At 39.8% G+C, this 18,607-nt stretch carries 22 protein-coding genes and 1 other annotated feature; of the genes, 7 read left to right on the top strand and 15 right to left on the bottom strand.

All coding sequences use genetic code 11. From position 1 onward, the window contains the following. The first annotated feature begins 44 nt into the window (after positions 1-44). The gene (locus ORH16_RS07005) at positions 45-527 is read left to right on the top strand and encodes a hypothetical protein (protein WP_265457476.1); all 483 of its coding nucleotides are present in this window, start codon (positions 45-47) and stop codon (positions 525-527) included. A gap of 44 nt (positions 528-571) precedes the next feature. On the opposite strand, the gene ORH16_RS07000 is transcribed toward ORH16_RS07005, so the two are convergent. From ORH16_RS07000 to ORH16_RS06970, 7 genes are all read right to left on the bottom strand, one after another. Then, positions 572-1,441: an aminoglycoside 6-adenylyltransferase gene (locus ORH16_RS07000; RefSeq protein ID WP_265457474.1), complete on the bottom strand. Its 870-nt coding sequence runs from the start codon at positions 1,439-1,441 to the stop codon at positions 572-574. A 130-nt stretch (positions 1,442-1,571) separates the two neighbouring features. Continuing rightward, positions 1,572-2,003 carry a GNAT family N-acetyltransferase gene (locus tag ORH16_RS06995; RefSeq protein WP_265457473.1) on the bottom strand — a complete coding sequence of 144 codons (432 nt, stop codon included), beginning with the start codon at positions 2,001-2,003 and terminating at the stop codon, positions 1,572-1,574. After that, a complete protein-coding gene (locus tag ORH16_RS06990; protein WP_265457471.1) occupies positions 1,990-2,439 on the bottom strand; it encodes an acyl-CoA thioesterase in 450 nt (149 codons plus the stop codon). The genes ORH16_RS06995 and ORH16_RS06990 overlap by 14 nt, the downstream gene beginning before the upstream one ends. 15 nt (positions 2,440-2,454) lie before the next feature. Beyond that, positions 2,455-3,054 carry a signal peptidase I gene (lepB, locus tag ORH16_RS06985; RefSeq protein WP_265457469.1) on the bottom strand — a complete coding sequence of 200 codons (600 nt, stop codon included), beginning with the start codon at positions 3,052-3,054 and terminating at the stop codon, positions 2,455-2,457. A 69-nt stretch (positions 3,055-3,123) separates the two neighbouring features. Then, the gene (locus ORH16_RS06980) at positions 3,124-4,143 is read right to left on the bottom strand and encodes a DUF1002 domain-containing protein (protein WP_265457467.1); all 1,020 of its coding nucleotides are present in this window, start codon (positions 4,141-4,143) and stop codon (positions 3,124-3,126) included. Between the two features lie 164 nt (positions 4,144-4,307). Continuing rightward, positions 4,308-4,490 carry a hypothetical protein gene (locus tag ORH16_RS06975; RefSeq protein WP_265457465.1) on the bottom strand — a complete coding sequence of 61 codons (183 nt, stop codon included), beginning with the start codon at positions 4,488-4,490 and terminating at the stop codon, positions 4,308-4,310. Positions 4,491-4,548: 58 nt separating this feature from the next. Next, a complete protein-coding gene (locus tag ORH16_RS06970) occupies positions 4,549-5,658 on the bottom strand; it encodes an SLC13 family permease (RefSeq protein WP_265457463.1) in 1,110 nt (369 codons plus the stop codon). Between the two features lie 118 nt (positions 5,659-5,776). On the opposite strand from ORH16_RS06970, the gene ORH16_RS06965 reads away from it, so the two are divergent. Beyond that, a complete protein-coding gene (locus tag ORH16_RS06965; RefSeq protein ID WP_265457461.1) occupies positions 5,777-6,328 on the top strand; it encodes a guanylate kinase in 552 nt (183 codons plus the stop codon). A gap of 108 nt (positions 6,329-6,436) precedes the next feature. On the opposite strand, the gene proS is transcribed toward ORH16_RS06965, so the two are convergent. From proS to ORH16_RS06950, 3 genes are all read right to left on the bottom strand, one after another. Then, positions 6,437-7,873: a proline--tRNA ligase gene (gene proS, locus ORH16_RS06960; protein ID WP_265457459.1), complete on the bottom strand. Its 1,437-nt coding sequence runs from the start codon at positions 7,871-7,873 to the stop codon at positions 6,437-6,439. A gap of 87 nt (positions 7,874-7,960) precedes the next feature. Continuing rightward, positions 7,961-8,164, bottom strand: a binding site (T-box leader). Between the two features lie 39 nt (positions 8,165-8,203). Continuing rightward, on the bottom strand, positions 8,204-8,728 hold the full coding sequence (locus tag ORH16_RS06955) for a GNAT family N-acetyltransferase (RefSeq protein ID WP_265457457.1): 525 nt from the start codon (positions 8,726-8,728) through the stop codon (positions 8,204-8,206). Positions 8,729-8,776: 48 nt separating this feature from the next. Beyond that, positions 8,777-9,424, bottom strand: a complete 648-nt coding sequence (locus tag ORH16_RS06950) for a DUF998 domain-containing protein (protein ID WP_265457456.1) — start codon at positions 9,422-9,424, stop codon at positions 8,777-8,779. 137 nt (positions 9,425-9,561) lie between these two features. Between ORH16_RS06950 and ORH16_RS06945 the strand changes: the two genes are divergently transcribed. Together ORH16_RS06945 and ORH16_RS06940 are read left to right on the top strand one after the other, a co-directional pair. Beyond that, positions 9,562-9,873 (top strand): antibiotic biosynthesis monooxygenase family protein, encoded by a 312-nt coding sequence (locus tag ORH16_RS06945; RefSeq protein WP_265457454.1) that lies wholly within the window; start codon positions 9,562-9,564, stop codon positions 9,871-9,873. Between the two features lie 236 nt (positions 9,874-10,109). Continuing rightward, positions 10,110-11,486, top strand: coding sequence for an MFS transporter (locus ORH16_RS06940; protein WP_265457452.1), 1,377 nt, complete (start codon positions 10,110-10,112; stop codon positions 11,484-11,486). Between the two features lie 102 nt (positions 11,487-11,588). On the opposite strand, the gene ORH16_RS06935 is transcribed toward ORH16_RS06940, so the two are convergent. The 5 genes from ORH16_RS06935 to ORH16_RS06915 all read right to left on the bottom strand — a co-directional run bounded on the left by ORH16_RS06935 (position 11,589) and on the right by ORH16_RS06915 (position 15,859). Continuing rightward, positions 11,589-12,386: a hypothetical protein gene (locus ORH16_RS06935; RefSeq protein WP_265457451.1), complete on the bottom strand. Its 798-nt coding sequence runs from the start codon at positions 12,384-12,386 to the stop codon at positions 11,589-11,591. Between the two features lie 10 nt (positions 12,387-12,396). Then, positions 12,397-12,861: an ASCH domain-containing protein gene (locus tag ORH16_RS06930; protein ID WP_265457449.1), complete on the bottom strand. Its 465-nt coding sequence runs from the start codon at positions 12,859-12,861 to the stop codon at positions 12,397-12,399. Positions 12,862-13,063: 202 nt separating this feature from the next. Continuing rightward, positions 13,064-13,405 (bottom strand): metal-sulfur cluster assembly factor, encoded by a 342-nt coding sequence (locus ORH16_RS06925; protein ID WP_265457447.1) that lies wholly within the window; start codon positions 13,403-13,405, stop codon positions 13,064-13,066. Between the two features lie 102 nt (positions 13,406-13,507). Continuing rightward, positions 13,508-14,812: a diaminopimelate decarboxylase gene (gene lysA, locus ORH16_RS06920; protein ID WP_416207842.1), complete on the bottom strand. Its 1,305-nt coding sequence runs from the start codon at positions 14,810-14,812 to the stop codon at positions 13,508-13,510. 129 nt (positions 14,813-14,941) lie between these two features. Next, positions 14,942-15,859 carry a YitT family protein gene (locus tag ORH16_RS06915; RefSeq protein ID WP_265457443.1) on the bottom strand — a complete coding sequence of 306 codons (918 nt, stop codon included), beginning with the start codon at positions 15,857-15,859 and terminating at the stop codon, positions 14,942-14,944. Between the two features lie 171 nt (positions 15,860-16,030). On the opposite strand from ORH16_RS06915, the gene ORH16_RS06910 reads away from it, so the two are divergent. From ORH16_RS06910 to ORH16_RS06900, 3 genes are all read left to right on the top strand, one after another. Next, positions 16,031-16,522, top strand: coding sequence for a YajQ family cyclic di-GMP-binding protein (locus tag ORH16_RS06910; RefSeq protein WP_265457442.1), 492 nt, complete (start codon positions 16,031-16,033; stop codon positions 16,520-16,522). Positions 16,523-16,781: 259 nt separating this feature from the next. After that, positions 16,782-17,408, top strand: a complete 627-nt coding sequence (locus tag ORH16_RS06905; RefSeq protein ID WP_265457440.1) for an MBL fold metallo-hydrolase — start codon at positions 16,782-16,784, stop codon at positions 17,406-17,408. 329 nt (positions 17,409-17,737) lie between these two features. Further along, positions 17,738-18,436 carry a histidine phosphatase family protein gene (locus tag ORH16_RS06900; protein ID WP_265457439.1) on the top strand — a complete coding sequence of 233 codons (699 nt, stop codon included), beginning with the start codon at positions 17,738-17,740 and terminating at the stop codon, positions 18,434-18,436. The last annotated feature ends 171 nt before the right edge of the window (positions 18,437-18,607 follow it).

The raw sequence follows: 18,607 nt of genomic DNA, 5'->3' as shown, positions 1-18,607 counted from the left end.
GCGGATAAAATAACGTAATAAGCAGGAATGAAGGAGCTGAATATATGAAATTCAAATTTTTGGGTGTCGCCCTTTTAAGCGGATTTATTTTAGCAGGCTGTGGAACTAGTGATTCGACAAGTAATACAGCTAGTTCTACTACAACAGAAAGTAACACAATGACGGAGGATAGCAGTATGACTAGCATGATAGACACAACTGAGCATTTAGAAAGTGTAATTGTTTCCAATGAAAATAATGTTTTAGTCGTTGCCCGAGTCGGTCAAGGCACCGATATGTATCGGCTTGAAGTTGATTTAGATAAGGTGAAAATGGAAAATGGCAATGAGCCAGCTACGAGTGAATTGATTGCCGGTTTAGTAGTGAATATCACGTATAGCGGTATTATCGGCTTTAGCTACCCTGCCTTTATTCCAAATTATAGCGAGATTTTAGTTACCGAAGAAACGGATCAAGCAACTTTGGATGCCGCTTTGGAGGCACAAAGAAGTATGATGGCGACCGACTCAAGTATCACAGAAGAATGAAAAAAAGGAGAAACTCATAGCAACAGCTATTGGTTTCTCCTTTTTTATAGTTTGAATTTTTTAGCCAATTTAGGTTCTTGCTTGCTTAAAAGATATTTCTCAGGAATTTTTGGTAATTCCTGTAAAAAATCTTCAGACAAGTTAAATTCATTTTTAAGCAGCTGGGAAAATTTCATTGTCAATGCCATTAATTGCAGCAGTGACGTATAAATCGCTTCAGGGCCATCAGAATGATAGGTTGCCAGTAGTGCTGCCCTCTCGTTTTCATCAAGCAAAGGCAAAATTTGGGTTTGTTGTTTGCCATAACTGCGTTCAAATCCATAAGTCAAAGCCGTTTGCCAGGTCATCAGCCGAATCACTTCATCCCGGGTGATTCGCAAATAAAATTGAGCCAGCAGCAATTCTCCCCGTAAAGTTGCCTTCAAGACACTGAGGGATTGCCACCAAAATTCCTTAATAGCAGCTATCACGGCTTTTTGAGAGGGATAGGTCAGCCAATAATCTTGATCGGTTGAGTCAATTTGGTCAGTCAGCCCCTCTTTATCAGCAATAATTTGAGTCAAGGAATCTTCCTTTAAATACTCCGGCAACAGTTTCAAAGAACGAAACTGAAAATCAATTCGCACCCCATTAGTATATTGAACTAAAAAAATATACCCTTGGTCTTTTGGAAACCAAGGCGGCGATAAATCGTCATCCTCGGGTTCTGTCATAATTAAAATCTCACCGAAGACTTGTAAAAAATCTTGCTGAAGCCGATATTTCTTAACTTGGTCGGTAAAGAACACTACATCATAGTCTTTAAATTTATCATCAGCAATTTGCGGGTTTACCCGAGAGCCGTTCATGGCAAAGACCCGCAAGTCTGCATTACTTACAAAGAATTTTTTTAATAAACCCATCGTTTGATCCATCGAAGACTCCTTTTAAAATAGCAACACTGTTGACAAAGACTCTTTTTAAAATAGCAATTCAGCTGACTCATTGGAACATGGTAAATGCGTTGAGTTATCTACTTCTTTTTACTCAATCGTTTGAAACGTTTTAAGTATGTTCGGCGGCTGTTAAATCCATTAACATAAAATATTTAGTAGTCCCAGTAAATGGCATGTCGGCGACTTCGGCGATAATATCAAAACCATAATCCAGATAAAAATCCTTGGCTTGAAAATCCTGTGTATTGATTGTGATAAAGTGGCAGTCATTTGCTAAGGCAAAGTTTTTGGCCTGATTTAACAGCTTTGTCCCTAAACCTTGCTGGCGTACTGCTGGCTTAGTCGCCAATAAGCTGACATGTAGAGTGTTTAGCCACTTGTGACCGCTGATTCCGCCCAGATAGCTGCCTTCAGAAAATGCTGCAAAAGAAAATTCAACAGCTTTACCAATAGGTCCGTCACTATTTTCTAGTTGATGTTCGTTTAAAAGTGCTGTCAGCTCTTGATTGTTTTTTTGCAGCGAGTAATCAATTATCTCCATCTAAGCACTCCTTTGTTTGATTTTTTAATGCTTCAAACTGATGATGTACCTCAGGAAAACTTTTCTTTAAACTAATTAGTCGACCAGTTTCCTTGGATAAAAAGCAATGCTGGCTGGCGCCGGTCGTATAAAGTTTGCCACTGGCATCTTTAATTTCATAAGTAATTTCCAGGCGGGTTCCCGTATAAGTTTCTACGGTTGAATAAATCAAGACCTGGTCATCAAAATGAACCATCTCTTTATACTGACAATCTACGGCAAGCACTGGGATGATAATTCCCAGCTCTTCGATTTTTTGATAGGAGATTTGATTTTTTGCGAGAAAATCTAAGCGGGTTTCTTCAAACCAGCGAATGTAATTGGAATGATGGATAATTCCCATCTGATCGGTTTCATAATATTGAGCTCTTCTTAGATATGGGCTGTTGTCTGTCATGGTCTCCCCTTTTCTTTAATGCAAAATGCCAAAATCTGTCAGTGGACGGTAACGGAAATGAACCACGCCGATAATTTCCTCTGCCGAAATCAGGCCAAAGGTCCGGCTGTCCTCAGAATTATTGCGATTGTCCCCTAAGACGAGATACATCTCATCAGGAATTGTTGCAGGCATGTCTTCACCGGCTAAACTCGGGGTAATTTCCAAAATATCCTGCAGGTCAAAATTCCAAAAAGGACTACTGTAATTGTCCTCAGGCTCCAGATGGTCCTCTGGAGTGACCTCTCCATTAATATACAACACGCCGTCATCAAAAGCCACATCATCTCCGGGCATTCCAATCACCCGTTTGACATATTCCTCAGCCGGCTGTCCCGGCGGATTAAAGGCAACTATATCAAAGCGATCGACCTTTTCATAATTAAAAATTAAAACCCGATCGCCATCAGTCAACGTCGGGTTCATGGAATCACCATCAACAACACCTTGGGAAACGAAGAAGCCAAAAAAAATAACTAGAAAAAACAAAACAGCTGCTAGGATAATTAGCAAAATTGACCGCTTTGTCAAGGGCTCTTTTTTATTCAGCTGTTCCACCAGTTCTTGACTTTTCATCTCTTCACCACCATCAAAACTTTTCTTGTAACACCGTAGCACGCTAAAAATTCTTTGTCAAAAAAACAACTAATTAAACAAATTGGTAAAGAAGTCTTTAACCGAGGTCCATAAGTTTTGGAAAAAACCTTCGTTAGCCTTCAAGGCATCTGTTAATCCGCCAAATTGGTCACCTAATTGGCTGAGGGTGTCTTTAAAGCTGTCTGAAATTTTTTGCAGCTGATCTAAAGATTCCTGTGATAAAACACCATCAGTATCCAAATACTTTTGCGCCAAGGCAATTAATTGATTGATGCTGTCTTGAGAAATATATTGCGATAAATCATTATCCTTTAATGCTTGATTAACTACATTTTCAACATCTTCAGCTGTGACATTGTCCCCTTGTGCTTCTTTAAGGGCGGCCAATTCTGTTTTAATATCGACTAAAGCTTGGTTCAATTGTGTTTGATAAGCTTCATCTGCAGCTGATTGTTCCTCTGAAGATAACGTGCTGTCTTGAGATGCCTCGCTGGTAATTTCATCGGCAATATCTGTCGTTGTCGTTAATTCCTCTTGTGCCAGCTGCGCTCTGTCAGGATCAATCGTCACGCCATGGGCTTCAAAAGCTTTATAAACTCCCGTTAAGGCGCTTTCTCCAGTCACTTGCACAACGCTGGCCACTTCAATTGAGGTATCGGTGATGCCGGCAGTCACCAATGGATTCATATATTGCTCGGCCGTAATTAACGTAATATTGGCAGGTGTGACAATATCTACTTGAATACCGCTGCCGCTTGCTTCTTTGGTTACAACAACGGAACTTAACATAGCGGAATCATCGCCAGAGCCGGTGCCAAGATAATTGATTAAATCTTGAGCCGTTGCTACCTCCGTGTCCACATCAGTTGCGGTAATATTTAATAAATTCATGGTTTCATTTAATTGAGCAGCCGTTAATCCGGCGCCGGCGACAAACATCGGTTTATCCCAAGTAGTTTCTTCACTAGTGGTTGAACTGCTAGTAGCCAAAGCAGCTGTTGGAATTGTTAAAAGGCTGCTAAACAGTAAAGCAGTGCTTGTAAGTAAGCCAATTTTCGAAATTTTCATGGTAGACTCCTTTCGTTTCTTTAATTTTAGCCTATTCATAAAGGCAATCAGTCAAAAAAATGTTATCTTAAGCCATTATTTAAAATGCTTGATTTTTCTTAAAGTTCTAAGCAGCAAAAAAAGCTCTAGGATAAAGTGTAACAGATTTTATCCCAGAACTCCCTTTACATGTCTTTGGTTAAAAAGTGAATGGCGCCTTGATCATCCCTTGAGAGAATTGTTTGTTCCTTTAAATAAGTAAAGGTTAACTCGGGGATGCTGGCATCTTGGAGCATTTTTTCATAGCCTTCAAAAATATTGCGGATATAGGCTTTATAAGCTACTTTTTTCTTTAATCTTTTTTTCATGGGACACCTTCCTCAAGTCATATCTTACCAATTTATCAAAGGCTCCTCAAGAGTCAAATTAGAAAAAATTAAAGAGGCTGAAAAAAAGTAAAAAGACGGCTAACAGGCAAAAGTTCAACAGGGAAAAATTTCGCAAAAGCTTGCCCTTCTCCCCAGGTGCATAAAGGGAGAAAACTTTAAAGCCGATTAGATTGGCCAATGATGCGACTAAGGTCCCTAGTCCGCCGATATTGACCCCTAAGAGTAACGCTTGGCTCTGCTCGGTGAAGGGAGCTAACAACAAAGCAGCCGGCACATTACTAATCAGCTGGCTAATTAAGCTAGAGCCCACCAGCACTGATAAGAAATTCCCCATAATATTTTGGATAAACGCCACAAAGGTTGGAATTTCCGCCAGATTGCCGACGATTAAAAAGAAGAAAATAAAGGTCGCTAGCAATCGGTAATCGACTTCTTTTAGAGCCTTTAAATCCGCTAAGACCACTAATAAAATACTGACAACAACTGCTATTGCCAGTGGCAGAATATGCAGAATTGCCAAAATCATCAGCAGCAAACCAACCAGCGCCAAAGCTAATTGTCTGGTCGAGATTTTTTTTAGCTGCGGACTACTAACCTCTAAAGGATTTTTGTTGATAAAGCGTGTGATAACTAACAGACTAACGGCTGACAATAAGAAAAACGGCAGCATCCAAATTTCAAATTGACCAAAAGGCACATCGTAATAGCCATACAAATATAAATTTTGTGGATTGCCAAAGGGCAGACTGCTGCTCCCTAAATTTGCGGCAATAATAATCAGTGTTGTCCCAAGAATTTTACTTTTAAAGGCTTTATTGCGACCGATAATTTTTAGAAACACCGGCAATAAAGTTAAAATCGCAATATCATTGGTGAGAATCATCGATGAAAAAAAAGCTAAAAAAGTCAGATTGGTGACTAAGGCCCGTTCATCTTTGGATAGTTGAATCAGCTTGGCGGCAAAAAAATCCAACACGCCTAGCCTTTCAAGTACTTTGATGACAGCCATTAGACCAAGTAAAGTCAAAATCACATCGCCATCAACAAATGATAGGGCAAAACGCCCTGCCCCACAGGCAATAATTGCTAAAATAAATGAAATGCTAAACAGCAGATCACTTCTAAAAAAATTGATAAAAGTTTTCATTTTTCCACTCCCAAGATGATTATAGCATTCTCTAAGCTTTTTTCAGTCTAAAAAGTGGCTGGATTTGCCAACTTTTGTGTATACTGAGGATAATCTAGAACTTGAGAAGGCGGAGCGTATGAGAAATCTTTGTTATATCTTTGTGGGCCCCAGTGGTTCCGGTAAAACCAGCCTGGCTGAAGCGGCGTTTAGTCAGCAGCAAAAAGTGATTTCCCACACCACCAGAGCGCCTCGCCCTGGGGAAATTTCTGGGCGGGATTATTTCTTTGTGACACCAGAAATTTTTGAACAGATGATTGCTGAGGAAGCTTTTGCAGAATTTGACCGCTATAACGGTAATTATTACGGGGTTTCCCTAAAAGCGATTCAAGAAAAATTGCTGCAGGATGATTGCTTTGATGTGCTGACTTTGCCGGGATTTATCAACCTTTATCAGCGCTTTGGCCAGCAGATTATTCCTGTACGTCTGAATATCTCAAAGGAAGAAACAAAAAAAAGGATGCTACAACGGGGTGAAGATGAGCAAAGTATCACGAAGCGCTTGGCCCTCTTTCAAACAGAGGTCAAAGCCAATCAAAGCTTAGACCTCTATCCTCACTTGATTGAAATTGATGCCACTCAAAGCTTGACTGCGATGACTCGGGAATTTAAACAAAAGAGAAACGCCTAACTAAAACGCCCACTAACAGTATAAGGAAATGGGCTGTCTGGAATTGTTAAAATTCCTGCAGACAGCTTTTAGCCTAAATGTTAGTGGACTTTTTATTGTGTAAGCAGCTTAATATGCTCTAGCAATCCAGACTGTGTGTTTAGCTGGTTTGCCACTGATTAAATCAACGGTTTTTTCAACTGGTGGATTAAAAGGAATATTTCTAGTGGTAAAACCAGTTTCCTCTTTAATTTTTGCTTCGGTTTCCTCGCTACCATCCCAACCGATTAAAACAAAGCCCGGGACTTTATCTTCGGCTTGTGATTTTTCGATATGGGCCTTTAAATCGGCTAAGGTTTCAATTTCTAAATATTCATTTTCTTGATTACGCAATTGGGCCTTTTCTAACAGCCGAGGCGTCATCAATTCCAGCTGCGCTTCAACGTAGCCCTCTAAGTCCGCAAAGTCAACAGCTTCCTTATCAGCTAAATCCCGCACCTTAACCATCGCATGATTATTTTCTAAATCCCTTGGGCCGCATTCAATCCGCACACAAGCACCTTTTAATTCCCATTCATTAAATTTATAACCAGGAGAATTATCTGTGTCGTCTAAGCGAACACGATAGCCTTTATTTTTAAGACTAGCAAAAATTTCCGACAATTTTTCTAAAATCGCTGGATTTTTCTTCCACGGGCCGACTGGCATCAAAACAATTTGTGTTGGCGCCACAGTTGGTGGAAAGACTAGGCCGTTTTCATCTCCATGGGTCATAATCAAGGAGCCGATCAAGCGAGTGGAAGCTCCCCAAGAAGTTGTGTGAACATGAGTGTGCTGATTTTCTTTTGTTAAATACGTGATATCAAAAGCGTCTGCGAATTTTGTTCCTAAATAATGACTGGTTCCCGCCTGTACCGCCTTGCCGTCTTGCATCATCGCTTCAATTGAATAGGTATCGACTGCACCAGCAAAACGTTCGGAAGGAGTTTTTTGTCCTTTGTAGACCGGAATGGCTAAGAATTCTTCGCAGAGGCGAGCATATTCTTCTAAAACACTCATGGTTCTGATGCGGGCATCCTCTTCATTGGCATGGGCAGTATGTCCTTCTTGCCATAAAAATTCTGAAGTTCTTAAAAATGGTAAAGTTTTCTTTTCCCAGCGGAAGACATTCGCCCATTGATTAATTTCATAGGGCAGATCCCGATAAGAATTAATCCAATCAGAAAAGGCTGAACCAATCATTGTTTCAGAGGTTGGTCTTAGGGCTAAAGGTTCTTCCAATTTTTCATTGCCGACTTCTGTGACCCACGGCAATTCCGGAGCAAAGCCTTCAATGTGATCTGCTTCTTTCATAAAGAAGCTTTGGGGAATGAGCATTGGAAAATAAGCATTGCGAATCCCTTCTGAACGTAAAAATTTGTTGAACTCCTCTTGAATGTGTTCCCACAATTCATAGCCGTCTGGCCGGAAAATCATCGAGCCTTTAACTGGTGAGTAAGACATTAATTCCGCCTTTAAAATTGTTTGGATGTACCATTCTGTAAAATCATTTGTCTGTTTTGCCATGTTGTTCCTCCTGATAAAAATGTAAGTGAGTTGTGCTTGCGGCCGGCTATAAATTTCAGCAAATAAAAAAAGCATCTCATCCTTTATAAAAAGGACGAAATGCTTGGATTTCGCGGTACCACCTTTATTGACTGTCTGACAGTCCAGCTCGCTGAAGGATAAGGACTTCACACCGATTGTTTGCAATCAATTTTCTGGCAGGTTCATAAAAAAAGCGGTTATCTGACTTGCAGCCGAGGTCAGATTCTCTAAAAACATTTTTTTATTACTATTCCAATTTCTTTTCTATGGTAGTCAAAATCCGCAAAAAAAGCAAGTCTTTCTTTGCTTTTACTCTAAAATAATTTGATAAGCCCGCCGTTCACCATTGGGCATGGGAAATTCAATTTCCCCTTGATAAGTAAAACCAGCTCCTAAAATCACTTTTTGCATAATCTGATTCATCTCATGAGTATCAATCCGCAAATCACGACAGCCAATAGTAGCGGCCACTGTCACTAATAATTGCATAAATAATTTAGCATAGCCCTGCCCTCTTAGCTCTTGGTTAAAGGCCACTCTATGCACCGACAAATAACTTTCGGCAGAATTTTCCTGCCAGCTGCCACCTGAAATCGCTGTGTAAACTGGATCAACCCCTGAAACTAAAGCCGCCACTCCCGCAATGACGCCTTCGACTAACATAACATAGCTTTCTTTTCTTTCAATATCGGCTTGAATTTTCTCCCGTGTTGGACCATAGCCGTTTTGCCATTGAGGCGACCCCTGAGCCTGTAAATAACGTTTGCCATCTTCAATGATTTTTTCGATTTGGTCTAAATCCAAAATCGTTGCTTTTCTGACGTATACCTTCATATAATTCCCACCTTCTGTCAACAGTTTACCAAAAAACTTTTTCTCCGCCTACTCTTTCCGCTGATTTCTGTTTTGAATTTCAAAAATCGCCAAAAGGGCCACCGGCAAATATAAAAAGAAAAGGTTGAGCCGTTGCCAAACACCTTCATAGGTCACTGGAATTTGATTAATTAAGGGCAAATCTTTAGAACCAGATACGATTGAAAGAATCGTTGACAAGAAAAACACAATCAACAATTTCCGGGAGCGCTGGGGATGACTTCTGCGAAAATAAATACTTAACAGTAACGGCACCACCATAAAGCCAACAATTCCAGCCCCAGAAGCAAGGTTGTGCACGAGCATTTCAACGGTTAACGGCCCTGTCTCCGCTGAATAGGTAAAGACACCGGTAAAAATACAATCACCAATTGCAAAAAAAGCAATCGCTAATGATAACAGCACGGCCAAAAGCGGTGTTTTTCTGTGATATCTCTGCCAAACTGCCGGAATCCCTAAGAGCATTAAGCAGCCGGAAATAATCGACCAAAGATTAAAGGCCAGCTGCACTGGACTATCATCACTGCCCAAAGCACTGACGTACATAGTCAACGGATTAAAGCCTGGATAAAATAAATTTAAAATATAAGGCGTTAAAAAATCACTGACAACGCCAAGCAATAAGATAAAAAAACCATTTTTCTGCAACCATTTCATCTGACGACACCTCTTTTATTTCGAAAATTATTATAGCACGAAACAATTTTGCGATATATTAAAGTGAATTTTAAAAAAGCTAATTGACAACCATTCTCAATTGACCGTATACTAATCTGAAAGAAAGGTGGATTTCGATGATTATTAAGACGGTTACTTTTGAAGTGGTGCCTGAAGGCAAGGGCCATTTCCAAGAAAAAATAAAAAAAGATTTGGCTTCATTAAAAACAGCAGCAGGCTGCCTTTCAAGTGAAGCGTGGCTGCAGGAAAATAAAAGGAGCATTGTCTTTCAACTGGTTTCTAAATGGCAGGACAAAAAAGATTTTCAAAACTGGCTGAAGCGCCCTGAGCATTTAGCTGAGCATTGGGAGGCCCATCTTGCTAAAGAGCACGCACCTAAACTAGTCATCCAAAAGACAATGGCAGAGTTTGTCCCACTTGATGATTAGTTTACTAAGGTTAAAGCAGTCTCCCCTTAGTCTTGCCGATTCAAAGTGTTGAGGTCAAAAAAGAAACTAGCCCTCCAGCGAAAATTTTTTCTTGACGCAGGTCGAATGTTCCGCTAAGATAAATAAAGCAAAAAAATCGTACAGATAACATGGGCGAGCCCATGTCGAGAGAGAGGCGGTTTCTATGAAAATAGAAACCCCTCTCTTTTTTTTGAGAAGAAATATGAGGTATAGGAATGCAACAGAAAAAAATCCACTTAGTTTTAGCCGTCTTGGCGACAGGAATCATGTCTTTTTCCGGTGTGTTAATCGAAACCGCCATGAATGTTACCTTCCCAACTTTGATTATGGAATTTCAAGTGACTACTGCGATGGTCCAATGGGTGACAACAATTTATTTATTAATCATCTCGATTATGGTACCTTTAGCCAATTATCTCTTGAAAAAATTTACGTTGAGACAGCTGTTTTTAGCTGCTAATTTATTTTTCTTAGTTGGTCTCTTAACGGACTTTTTGGCACCCAATTTTTCCATTTTACTGGTGGGACGTGTCCTTCAAGGGGTCAGCACCGGCATCGCCTTGCCATTGATGTTCAATATTATTTTAACCTATACGCCGCTAAAAAATCGCGGGGCCATGATGGGCTTAGGGACTATGACGACCTCAATTGCCCCAGCAATTGGCCCAACCTATGGCGGAATTTTAACCTCCGCTTTGTCGTGGCATTATATTTTTCTTTTTCTGATCCCTTTGATGTTAGTTTCTTTAGTCTTGGGTCTTTACGCCATTCCGACAATGGCGGTCCACAGCTCTGCAAAATTGGACTGGCAAAGTCTGTTAGCCTTAGGAATCTTTTTTTGTGGGGCTTTAATCTTTTTAAGCTACCTCAGCAGTTGGTTAGGTTGGATTGCTTTAGCCATTGCGATAGTCGGACTAATCGTGTATCTGCAACGAGCAAAAAATGTGGCGGAACCATTAGTTAATTTGGCGGTCTTGAAAAAAGCCAGCTTCAGCACCTTTCTTTTTGGCTTTTTAGTCTGCCAATTTTTACTATTGGGAATTTCTTTCATCTTGCCGAATTTTTTACAAGTTGTTTTAGGCCAAGATGCCTTTATCGCCGGCTTAGTGATGCTGCCGGGGGCAACTGTCGGAGCGTTATTGGCGCCATTTTCTGGTCGCCTGTTAGATAATATCGGCGCCAAAAAACCTATTATCATTGGCTTCAGTCTTTCCGCCATGGGTTGGTTAGCCTTAGCACTTTTATTGAAAAATCCAATTTTATGGGGCTTTGTTGCCGCCCATGTCACGTATATGATTGGTAGCGGCTTATGCTATAGTAATTTGATGACCACAGGGATGAATAGTCTTTCAGAAAAAGATTATGGCGATGGCAACACTTTATTTAATACGCTGCAACAATTTTCTGGTGCTGTCTCCACGGCAATTGTTGCTAGTATTATTGATTTAGCCCAAGCAAGCCAAACTGATTACCAACAAGGAACTATCCTTGGTTCACAAATTGCTATTTTCTTTTTATTAGCATTATTATTAGTTGCTTTACTTTTCTGTGTCCGCTACTTTTACGGAAAAAAAGTTAGACCAGTTCAATAATTTCAGACGAAAAAACACTTAAACGGTTTAGACGGCTTTTATCAAAGTTTCCAATCAGAATCTTGATAAACATCTTCGCTGTTTAAGTGTTTTTATTTTGACCTATTGAGGAGACGACATGAGTTGCAAAAGAATATTGGCCTTTGCTATATTTTCTTTGATTAAGTCTTGGCGGAAAATTTGTGGTTGTCCACGAAACAATTTTTCAAGATTAGCCAAGAAAAGTGCGGTAAAATCACGATAATGAATCCCCGCTTTTGAATAAAAGGATTCTGTTGACATTAATTCAGCTAAAGATTTTTGTAATTCAGGTGGGAGCTGCAATAATTGAAGCAAAGTTTTTTCAGCGTATTTACACCGCAGCAGCTCTTCAAACAATAATTCTTCAGTAAAGTGTTCTCTAATATACGTTATTTCTGAAAAATCCAGAGCCTCTTCAAAACGGCTCTTTGGTAAAAACTCTGCGTGATACATTTCTTTAAGATTTACTAATTGACAAAATAAATTGCTATTCCCCAGTGAAACCTCCGTTAAGCGAAACAACTCTTTTTTGATAGTAGCTTCTACTAACTGAGATACTGGTATCTCAATAACAACTCTACAGATAAACTGATTATTTGAATCTCGAATCAGATAATTCAGTAAACTAGTTATGAAAGTGTCCGCTAATTGCTCAATAGATTTTTCTGGATGGCTAAAAATTTTACGAAAGCGCCACTCTTCATCGTATCCAATTGATTTTTTCAAGTCTTCTGGAAAGTTTTCTTGAATGGTGATGCTGTCTTCTGTGACCGTTGCCTGAACAGTCGGCATTAGCACTTCTGGAATCAGTAAAATGTGATAAATAAAAAAATCATTTTTTTGCAGTAAAAAAGTAAACTCAGTCGTTTTATTTTCCATACTTTTTCTCCTAAGTATTTTGGTATAAATCAACCATCTGAAAGTTTTGGCAGACTAACAATAATTCTGGTGTAAACTCAAGACCATATGCTCGCAGTGCTTGTAGGAAAAAAGCTTCATGGGCATCATACCAATAACGATAGCTTAAATCCCCCTCCCCTTCTGAGCGGGCAAATTCTTCAGAAACTTGATTCATCGGCAAGATTTCTACTTTGGTGGTTTGGATAATAGCTAATGATAAATTGCGGCCATCAAGAATCATCTCATATTGGCCGACTTGAGGAATTTCCTCCCCTTCAAGCTCATACAACGGAAATGCTGAGCAGGTTCCAGTCTTTATCCCCTTAACCACCAGATGGCCTAATTCATCAGCCATTTCCGGACTGCCATCGCCAAACATCCAGGCCTCTGGTAATTCAGAGGATAAATTATGTTTGGCAGCGAATTGCTGCCAATAAGTCTCAATTTTTGTCATCGGAGGTTTCCTCTCTTGTACGTTTCTATTCTTTTTATTAGGATAGCAGAAGATTGCAGGGCTGTCAGAGAAAAATTCAAAGGGTTAGGCTATTATTTAAAAAATTTTTCTTTGGCTCCATTTTTATTGATGAAGCGATATCGCAATTCAAAAAAACTCCTGATACATTTTTTGTATCAGGAGTTGATTTTTATTCAATTCTTTAACGAATCCCTAAAGCAATCCGCGCATAGCGACTCATTTTATCCGTCGTCCAAGCAGGGTACCAAACAAGTTTGACTTCGACATTGGTTACTTCTGGCACTTCCTTCATCGCTTCATGAATTTGTTCGGTTAGAATATCCGCCAAAGGACAGCCCATGGTGGTCAAAGTCATTTTAATGACTGTTTCGCCATCAGGTTCAAATTCAATTTCATATACTAAACCAAGGTTGACAATGTCAATGCCTAACTCGGGATCAATTACGGTTTCCAAAGCGGTTAAAATCCGCTCTTTAATGGCTTCGATTTCTGTTGGGGACCATTCTTGATTTTGTTCAGTCACTGGAACCACTCCTTTAATTATTTTGTTTGGCGTAAACATGCTGCCAAACAAATTATTTCTTTTATTTTACTCTTTTTTTTAGTAAGTGTAAACGAGTTGTTATTATTTGATAGGGACATCCAGCGCAATTAAATCCTCATACGTCTCCCGGCGAACAACTAAAGTTGCTGCACCATCCTCAACAAAGACCACTGCTGGTTTAAGATTGCGGTTATAATTACTAGCCATCGAGTAACCATAGGCGCCGGTACTAGTTAAGGCAACTAAATCTCCTGGAACTAGGCGCGGCATTTCAATATTGCGGATGAGAATGTCGCCGGATTCGCAATATTTGCCCACCAAACGGATTTTTTCAGGATTGTCCCCTGCTCGGTTGGCTAGATGAGCATCATATTCAGCTTCATACAAGGCCGGGCGGATGTTATCCCCCATCCCGCCATCAACAGACACATAATTGCGAATACCAGGAATTTCTTTTTGCGAGCCTACAGTATATAAAGTGGTCCCGGCTTCTGCGACAATGCTCCGTCCGGGTTCAATTTGAATTTCTGGCAATGGATAACTGATTTTTTTCCAGTGCTCTTGAATTTTCGCAGCAATAATTTTGACAAATTCCGCCGGTGGCAATGGATCATTTGATGATGTATAGCGAATACCAAAACCGCCGCCGACATTTAAAATTTTGGCTTCAAATTGATAGGCTTCCGTCCAAGCAGCCAAAAGTTCAATCATTTTATCGGCGGCCAAACTAAAGCCCGTCGTGTCAAAAATTTGCGAACCAATATGACAATGAACACCAGCAACCTCAAAGGCATCATCATTTAACAACATTTGTAACGCCTGTTCCGCCTGACCGCTGGCAACATCAAAGCCAAATTTTGAATCCTCTTGGCCGGTCAAAATATATTCATGGGTCTCGGCTTCAATACCCGGAGAAACTCGGAAAAGCACTTTTTGTTTTTTCCCAGCCTCATGTAAAATACTGCTGAGTAATTCAATTTCATAAAAATTATCGATAATGATAGTGCCAATTCCAGCTGCAACAGCCTCTCTTAGCTCAACAGCTGTTTTATTATTGCCGTGGAATTCAATTTCACTCGCCGGAAAGCCTCCCTTTAAAGCGGTGAATAATTCGCCGCCGGAAACCACATCGCAGGACAAGGACTCTTCTTTTAATAAATCATAAATTGCCAAGCAGCTGAAGGCTTTACTGGCATAAATCACTTTATTTTTTAACTTCATCTCTTCAAAGGTTTGTTTAAAGCCTCGGGCCATTTGCCGAATATGAGCCACATCATAAACAAAGAGCGGGCTGCCATATTCTTTGACCAGCTCAGTTGTATCGACCCCGCCGATTTCTAAATGATTGTCTTGATTAAATTTTGCTGTCCCGAATAACATACACATACCTCCAAAGAATTCATATGTAGCATGATAGCATAATCAGTAGAAAAATCACGCTTTTTTTGCTTTTTTCAGAAAATAATCGAAAAAAACTCTGCCGCAACTATTCTGAGACAGAGTTTTCTACTATTATTAGCGTTTGCTGTTGTGTTTTTTTAGATTTGGAAAATTACCTGTTGTCTGAAAATATTTTTGCTCATCTTCATTGGCAAACTGGCCTAAGACCGCTTGTGTCGGCATGACGTTGACAAAAGCCCCTTCGTCAACGGACGTTAAAATTTGCTCCAGTTGATACAACTCATAGCGGGTAATCACCATCATAATTGTGGTGCTGTCGGCTTTTGAAAAGCCCCCCTTCGATGGAAAAAGCGTCATCCCGCGGAATAATTGCCGGCTAATCTCATCAGCGACCTCATCAGCCTTCTGGGTAACAATCATAACTGTCAATTTTTGATGACTAGTGTGAATCACATCGACAACCTGGCTCATACAAAAAATGGAAATAATTGTATACAGAGCACTCTCCCAGTCAAAAATTAACCCTGCCATTAAAACAATCGCACCATTTAGCAAAAACATATATTTGCCGACGGTCTTACCCGTCGTTTTAGATAGAACCAATGAAAGAATATCCATCCCGCCGCTGGTAAAACCCATCTTCAGTGAATAACCGGCGCCAATTCCTAAAAGCACTCCGCCGACAATCCCGTTCATCATGATATTATCGGTAATTTCCCCTAGCGGAATAATCATCGTAAACAGAGAGACCGAAATCACATTGGCAAAGCTGTAAATCACATTTTCTTTCCCTAATTTTACAAATCCTAAAATAAATAATGGCACATTTAAAAGGAAAATAAACAGTCCAGTGCTGACATGGACTTGAAAGTTCTGCCACAATACGCTGGTGATAATTTGGGCGACCCCGTTCATTCCAGCTGACAAAATATGGCCCGGAATTAAAAAGAAATTTAAGGCCAAACCACCGGTCAGCCCGCAGAGGATAATCACTAAAATCTTTTTTATAAACTCTCGTTGTTGAATTTTCACACAACTGCCCTCATTTCTTAAACTATTTCAAAATCGCTAGTGCTAGAATAGCTAGAAATTAGTCTAAAAGCAAGATATGCCGTGATTTAATGAGAACAATTTTATTTTTGAACATTTGTCTGATTTAAGAAACTTTGATACCATAGATGAAAAGCAATTGGAGGGATATTCATGGCAAAAGATGCAAGCTTTGACGTAGTTAGTGAAGTGAATTTAGAAGAAGTGAAAAATGCGATTCAAATCGCTTTAAAAGAAATTACTAACCGTTTTGATTTTAAAGGAGCCAAAGTTGAAATCAAATTGGAGGGGGAAAAAGTTGTCGTTGTCGCCGATGATGACTTTAAAATGGAGCAAATCAAAGATGTTTTGTTCAGCAAACTTATCAAACGGGACGTACCGGTAAAAAATATTCATTTTTCTGAAAGTGAACACGCCCTAGGTGGAACCGTTCGCCAATCAGCGGATCTTATCACAGGTATTGATAAAGACAATGCTAAAAAAATCAATACCGCCATCAAAAATAGCAAAATCAAAGTAAAATCACAAATTCAAGATGATCAAATTCGCGTCACTGGCAAAAGTCGTGATGATTTACAAAAAATTATCACCCTATTAAGAGACTTAGACCTGCCGATTGAATTACAATTTACCAATTTTCGTTAACAATAATAGGCGAGGCTGTGCCATTAGTTAAAACAGAACTGATTTTTCCGAACAATATCTACCAGCTATCATCAAGTATTGAGAATTTGCGACGAGGGCCTACTGGACCACAGTCGCAAATACAATATAATTCGGGACTCCATCTGTTAACAAGACTAATCTCACGGCCTCGTCTTTTTACTAAAGATGGCAGCAGTCCCTAGCGTAATCCAAGAAAAATATCTATAATGAAACAAGAAGAACCTAAGGAGGCTATTTCGTGGAAATTTTACAAATAAAAACGGGTATCGTAGAAGAAAATTGCTATCTGATATCAAATGAAGAAAACTTATTAATCATCGATCCCGGGGAAGATGCGTTAGTCATCGCAGAAGAAATAAAAAAATTACAACGCAAACCCCTTGCGATTTTATTGACCCACACCCATTATGATCACATTGGTGCCGTGGAGGACCTGCGGGCACTTTATCAAATTCCCGTCTATGTCAGCCCATTAGAGCAGGCTTGGCTCAGTGATCCCCTCTTGAACTTATCTGGCTTAGGTCGCCATGATGATATGGCTGACATCATTGTTCAACCTGCAGAATATGAATTTGATTTAAAAGAATATACTCTTGGTGGCATGCGATTTGAAGTTGTGGCGACACCGGGACATTCAATCGGCAGCGTCAGTTTTATCTTTGATGACTTTGTGGTTGTCGGCGATGCCTTATTCCGTGGCAGCATCGGTCGCACCGACTTACCCACTGGCAATTTGGAACAATTATTAAACAGCATTAAAACCCAATTGTTCACCCTGCCCGGCGAAATGCCGGCCTTCCCCGGACACGGCGAAGCGACTACCATCGAGCGAGAACGCAAAACCAATCCATTTTTTAATAATTAATTGGAAATGAGCTAGGATGCCAGTCCCACTCTTCCCAGTCAATAAACGTAAATCAACAAGACAAACAACTACCACTCACTATAGCGAAACAACCTAGTGGGATGGTATACGTACGAAAATAAACCTAAATTTTTGCAAAAAAATTTATTACATTAAAATGAGTTAGGATGCTAGTCCCACTTTTTCCAGTTAACAAACGTAAACCAGTAATACAAACAACTACCACTCACCATAGCGAAACAACTTAGTGGGATGGTATACGGAATGAGAATCAACTTAAATTTTTGCAAAAAAATTTATTACATTAAAATGAGCTAGGAGATTTTACCATGACAAAAACTGTTTTATATGTTGTGCGCCACGGAAAAACAATGTTTAATGCATTAACCCGTGTTCAAGGCTGGTGTGATACGCCTTTAACCAAAGAAGGTCAACAGGGAATTCACTTTGCGGCTCTTGGTTTGCGGGAGATTCCTTTTGAAGAAGCCTATTCTTCTGATAGCGGCCGAGCAATTGAAACCTCTCGCATCCTTTTGGGAGAACATTTTAATGGCCGTCAAATTCCTTATACGACAGATCCCCGTATTCGTGAATGGTGTTTTGGTTCCCTTGAAGGCGGTTTTGATGCTGAAATGTGGGGCATTATTCCCCGAGTTTTAGATATTAATCCAGACACACCAATGAATCAAATGGATTTCAAGGAAGTAGCGGATGCTATTTATCAAGCTGATACTGCCAATTGGGCGGAGACTTACGAACAATTGCGCCAACGAGTTTGGACAGGCTTTGAAGATATTGCTTTCAAACGAGAAAAAGCTGGTGGCGGCAATGTCTTAGTTGTCTCCCATGGTTTAACTATTGGCTTTTTATTAGGTCTGATTGATAATCAGCAGCCGATGGGCACCGGCATTGAAAATGGCTCGGTCACAAAACTCAGCTACGAAAATGGTAAATTTTCGATTGAAGGGATTAATGATGTTAGCCATATTGAAGCGGGCAAAAAAATTTCCCACGAGCTATTACAATAATATTATTTGATAATCTGCCGCAGGTGGTAAATGAGCTGTGTTAAACTGTCTCCTTTCGGAAAACCTGCTGGCAGTTTTTTTATTTTTTCTAATAGCATTGGTTTTTTTCAAGATTATCGGTATACTAGAAAAGGTATTTCAGTTATTTGATTCGCTTATTTATAATTACCC

This window comes from Enterococcus sp. HY326, from assembly GCF_026157065.1.
GTDB lineage: Bacteria > Bacillota > Bacilli > Lactobacillales > Enterococcaceae > HY326.
The sequence above is the reverse complement of the archived record's forward strand: the minus strand, read 5'-3'. Positions and strand labels throughout refer to the sequence as shown.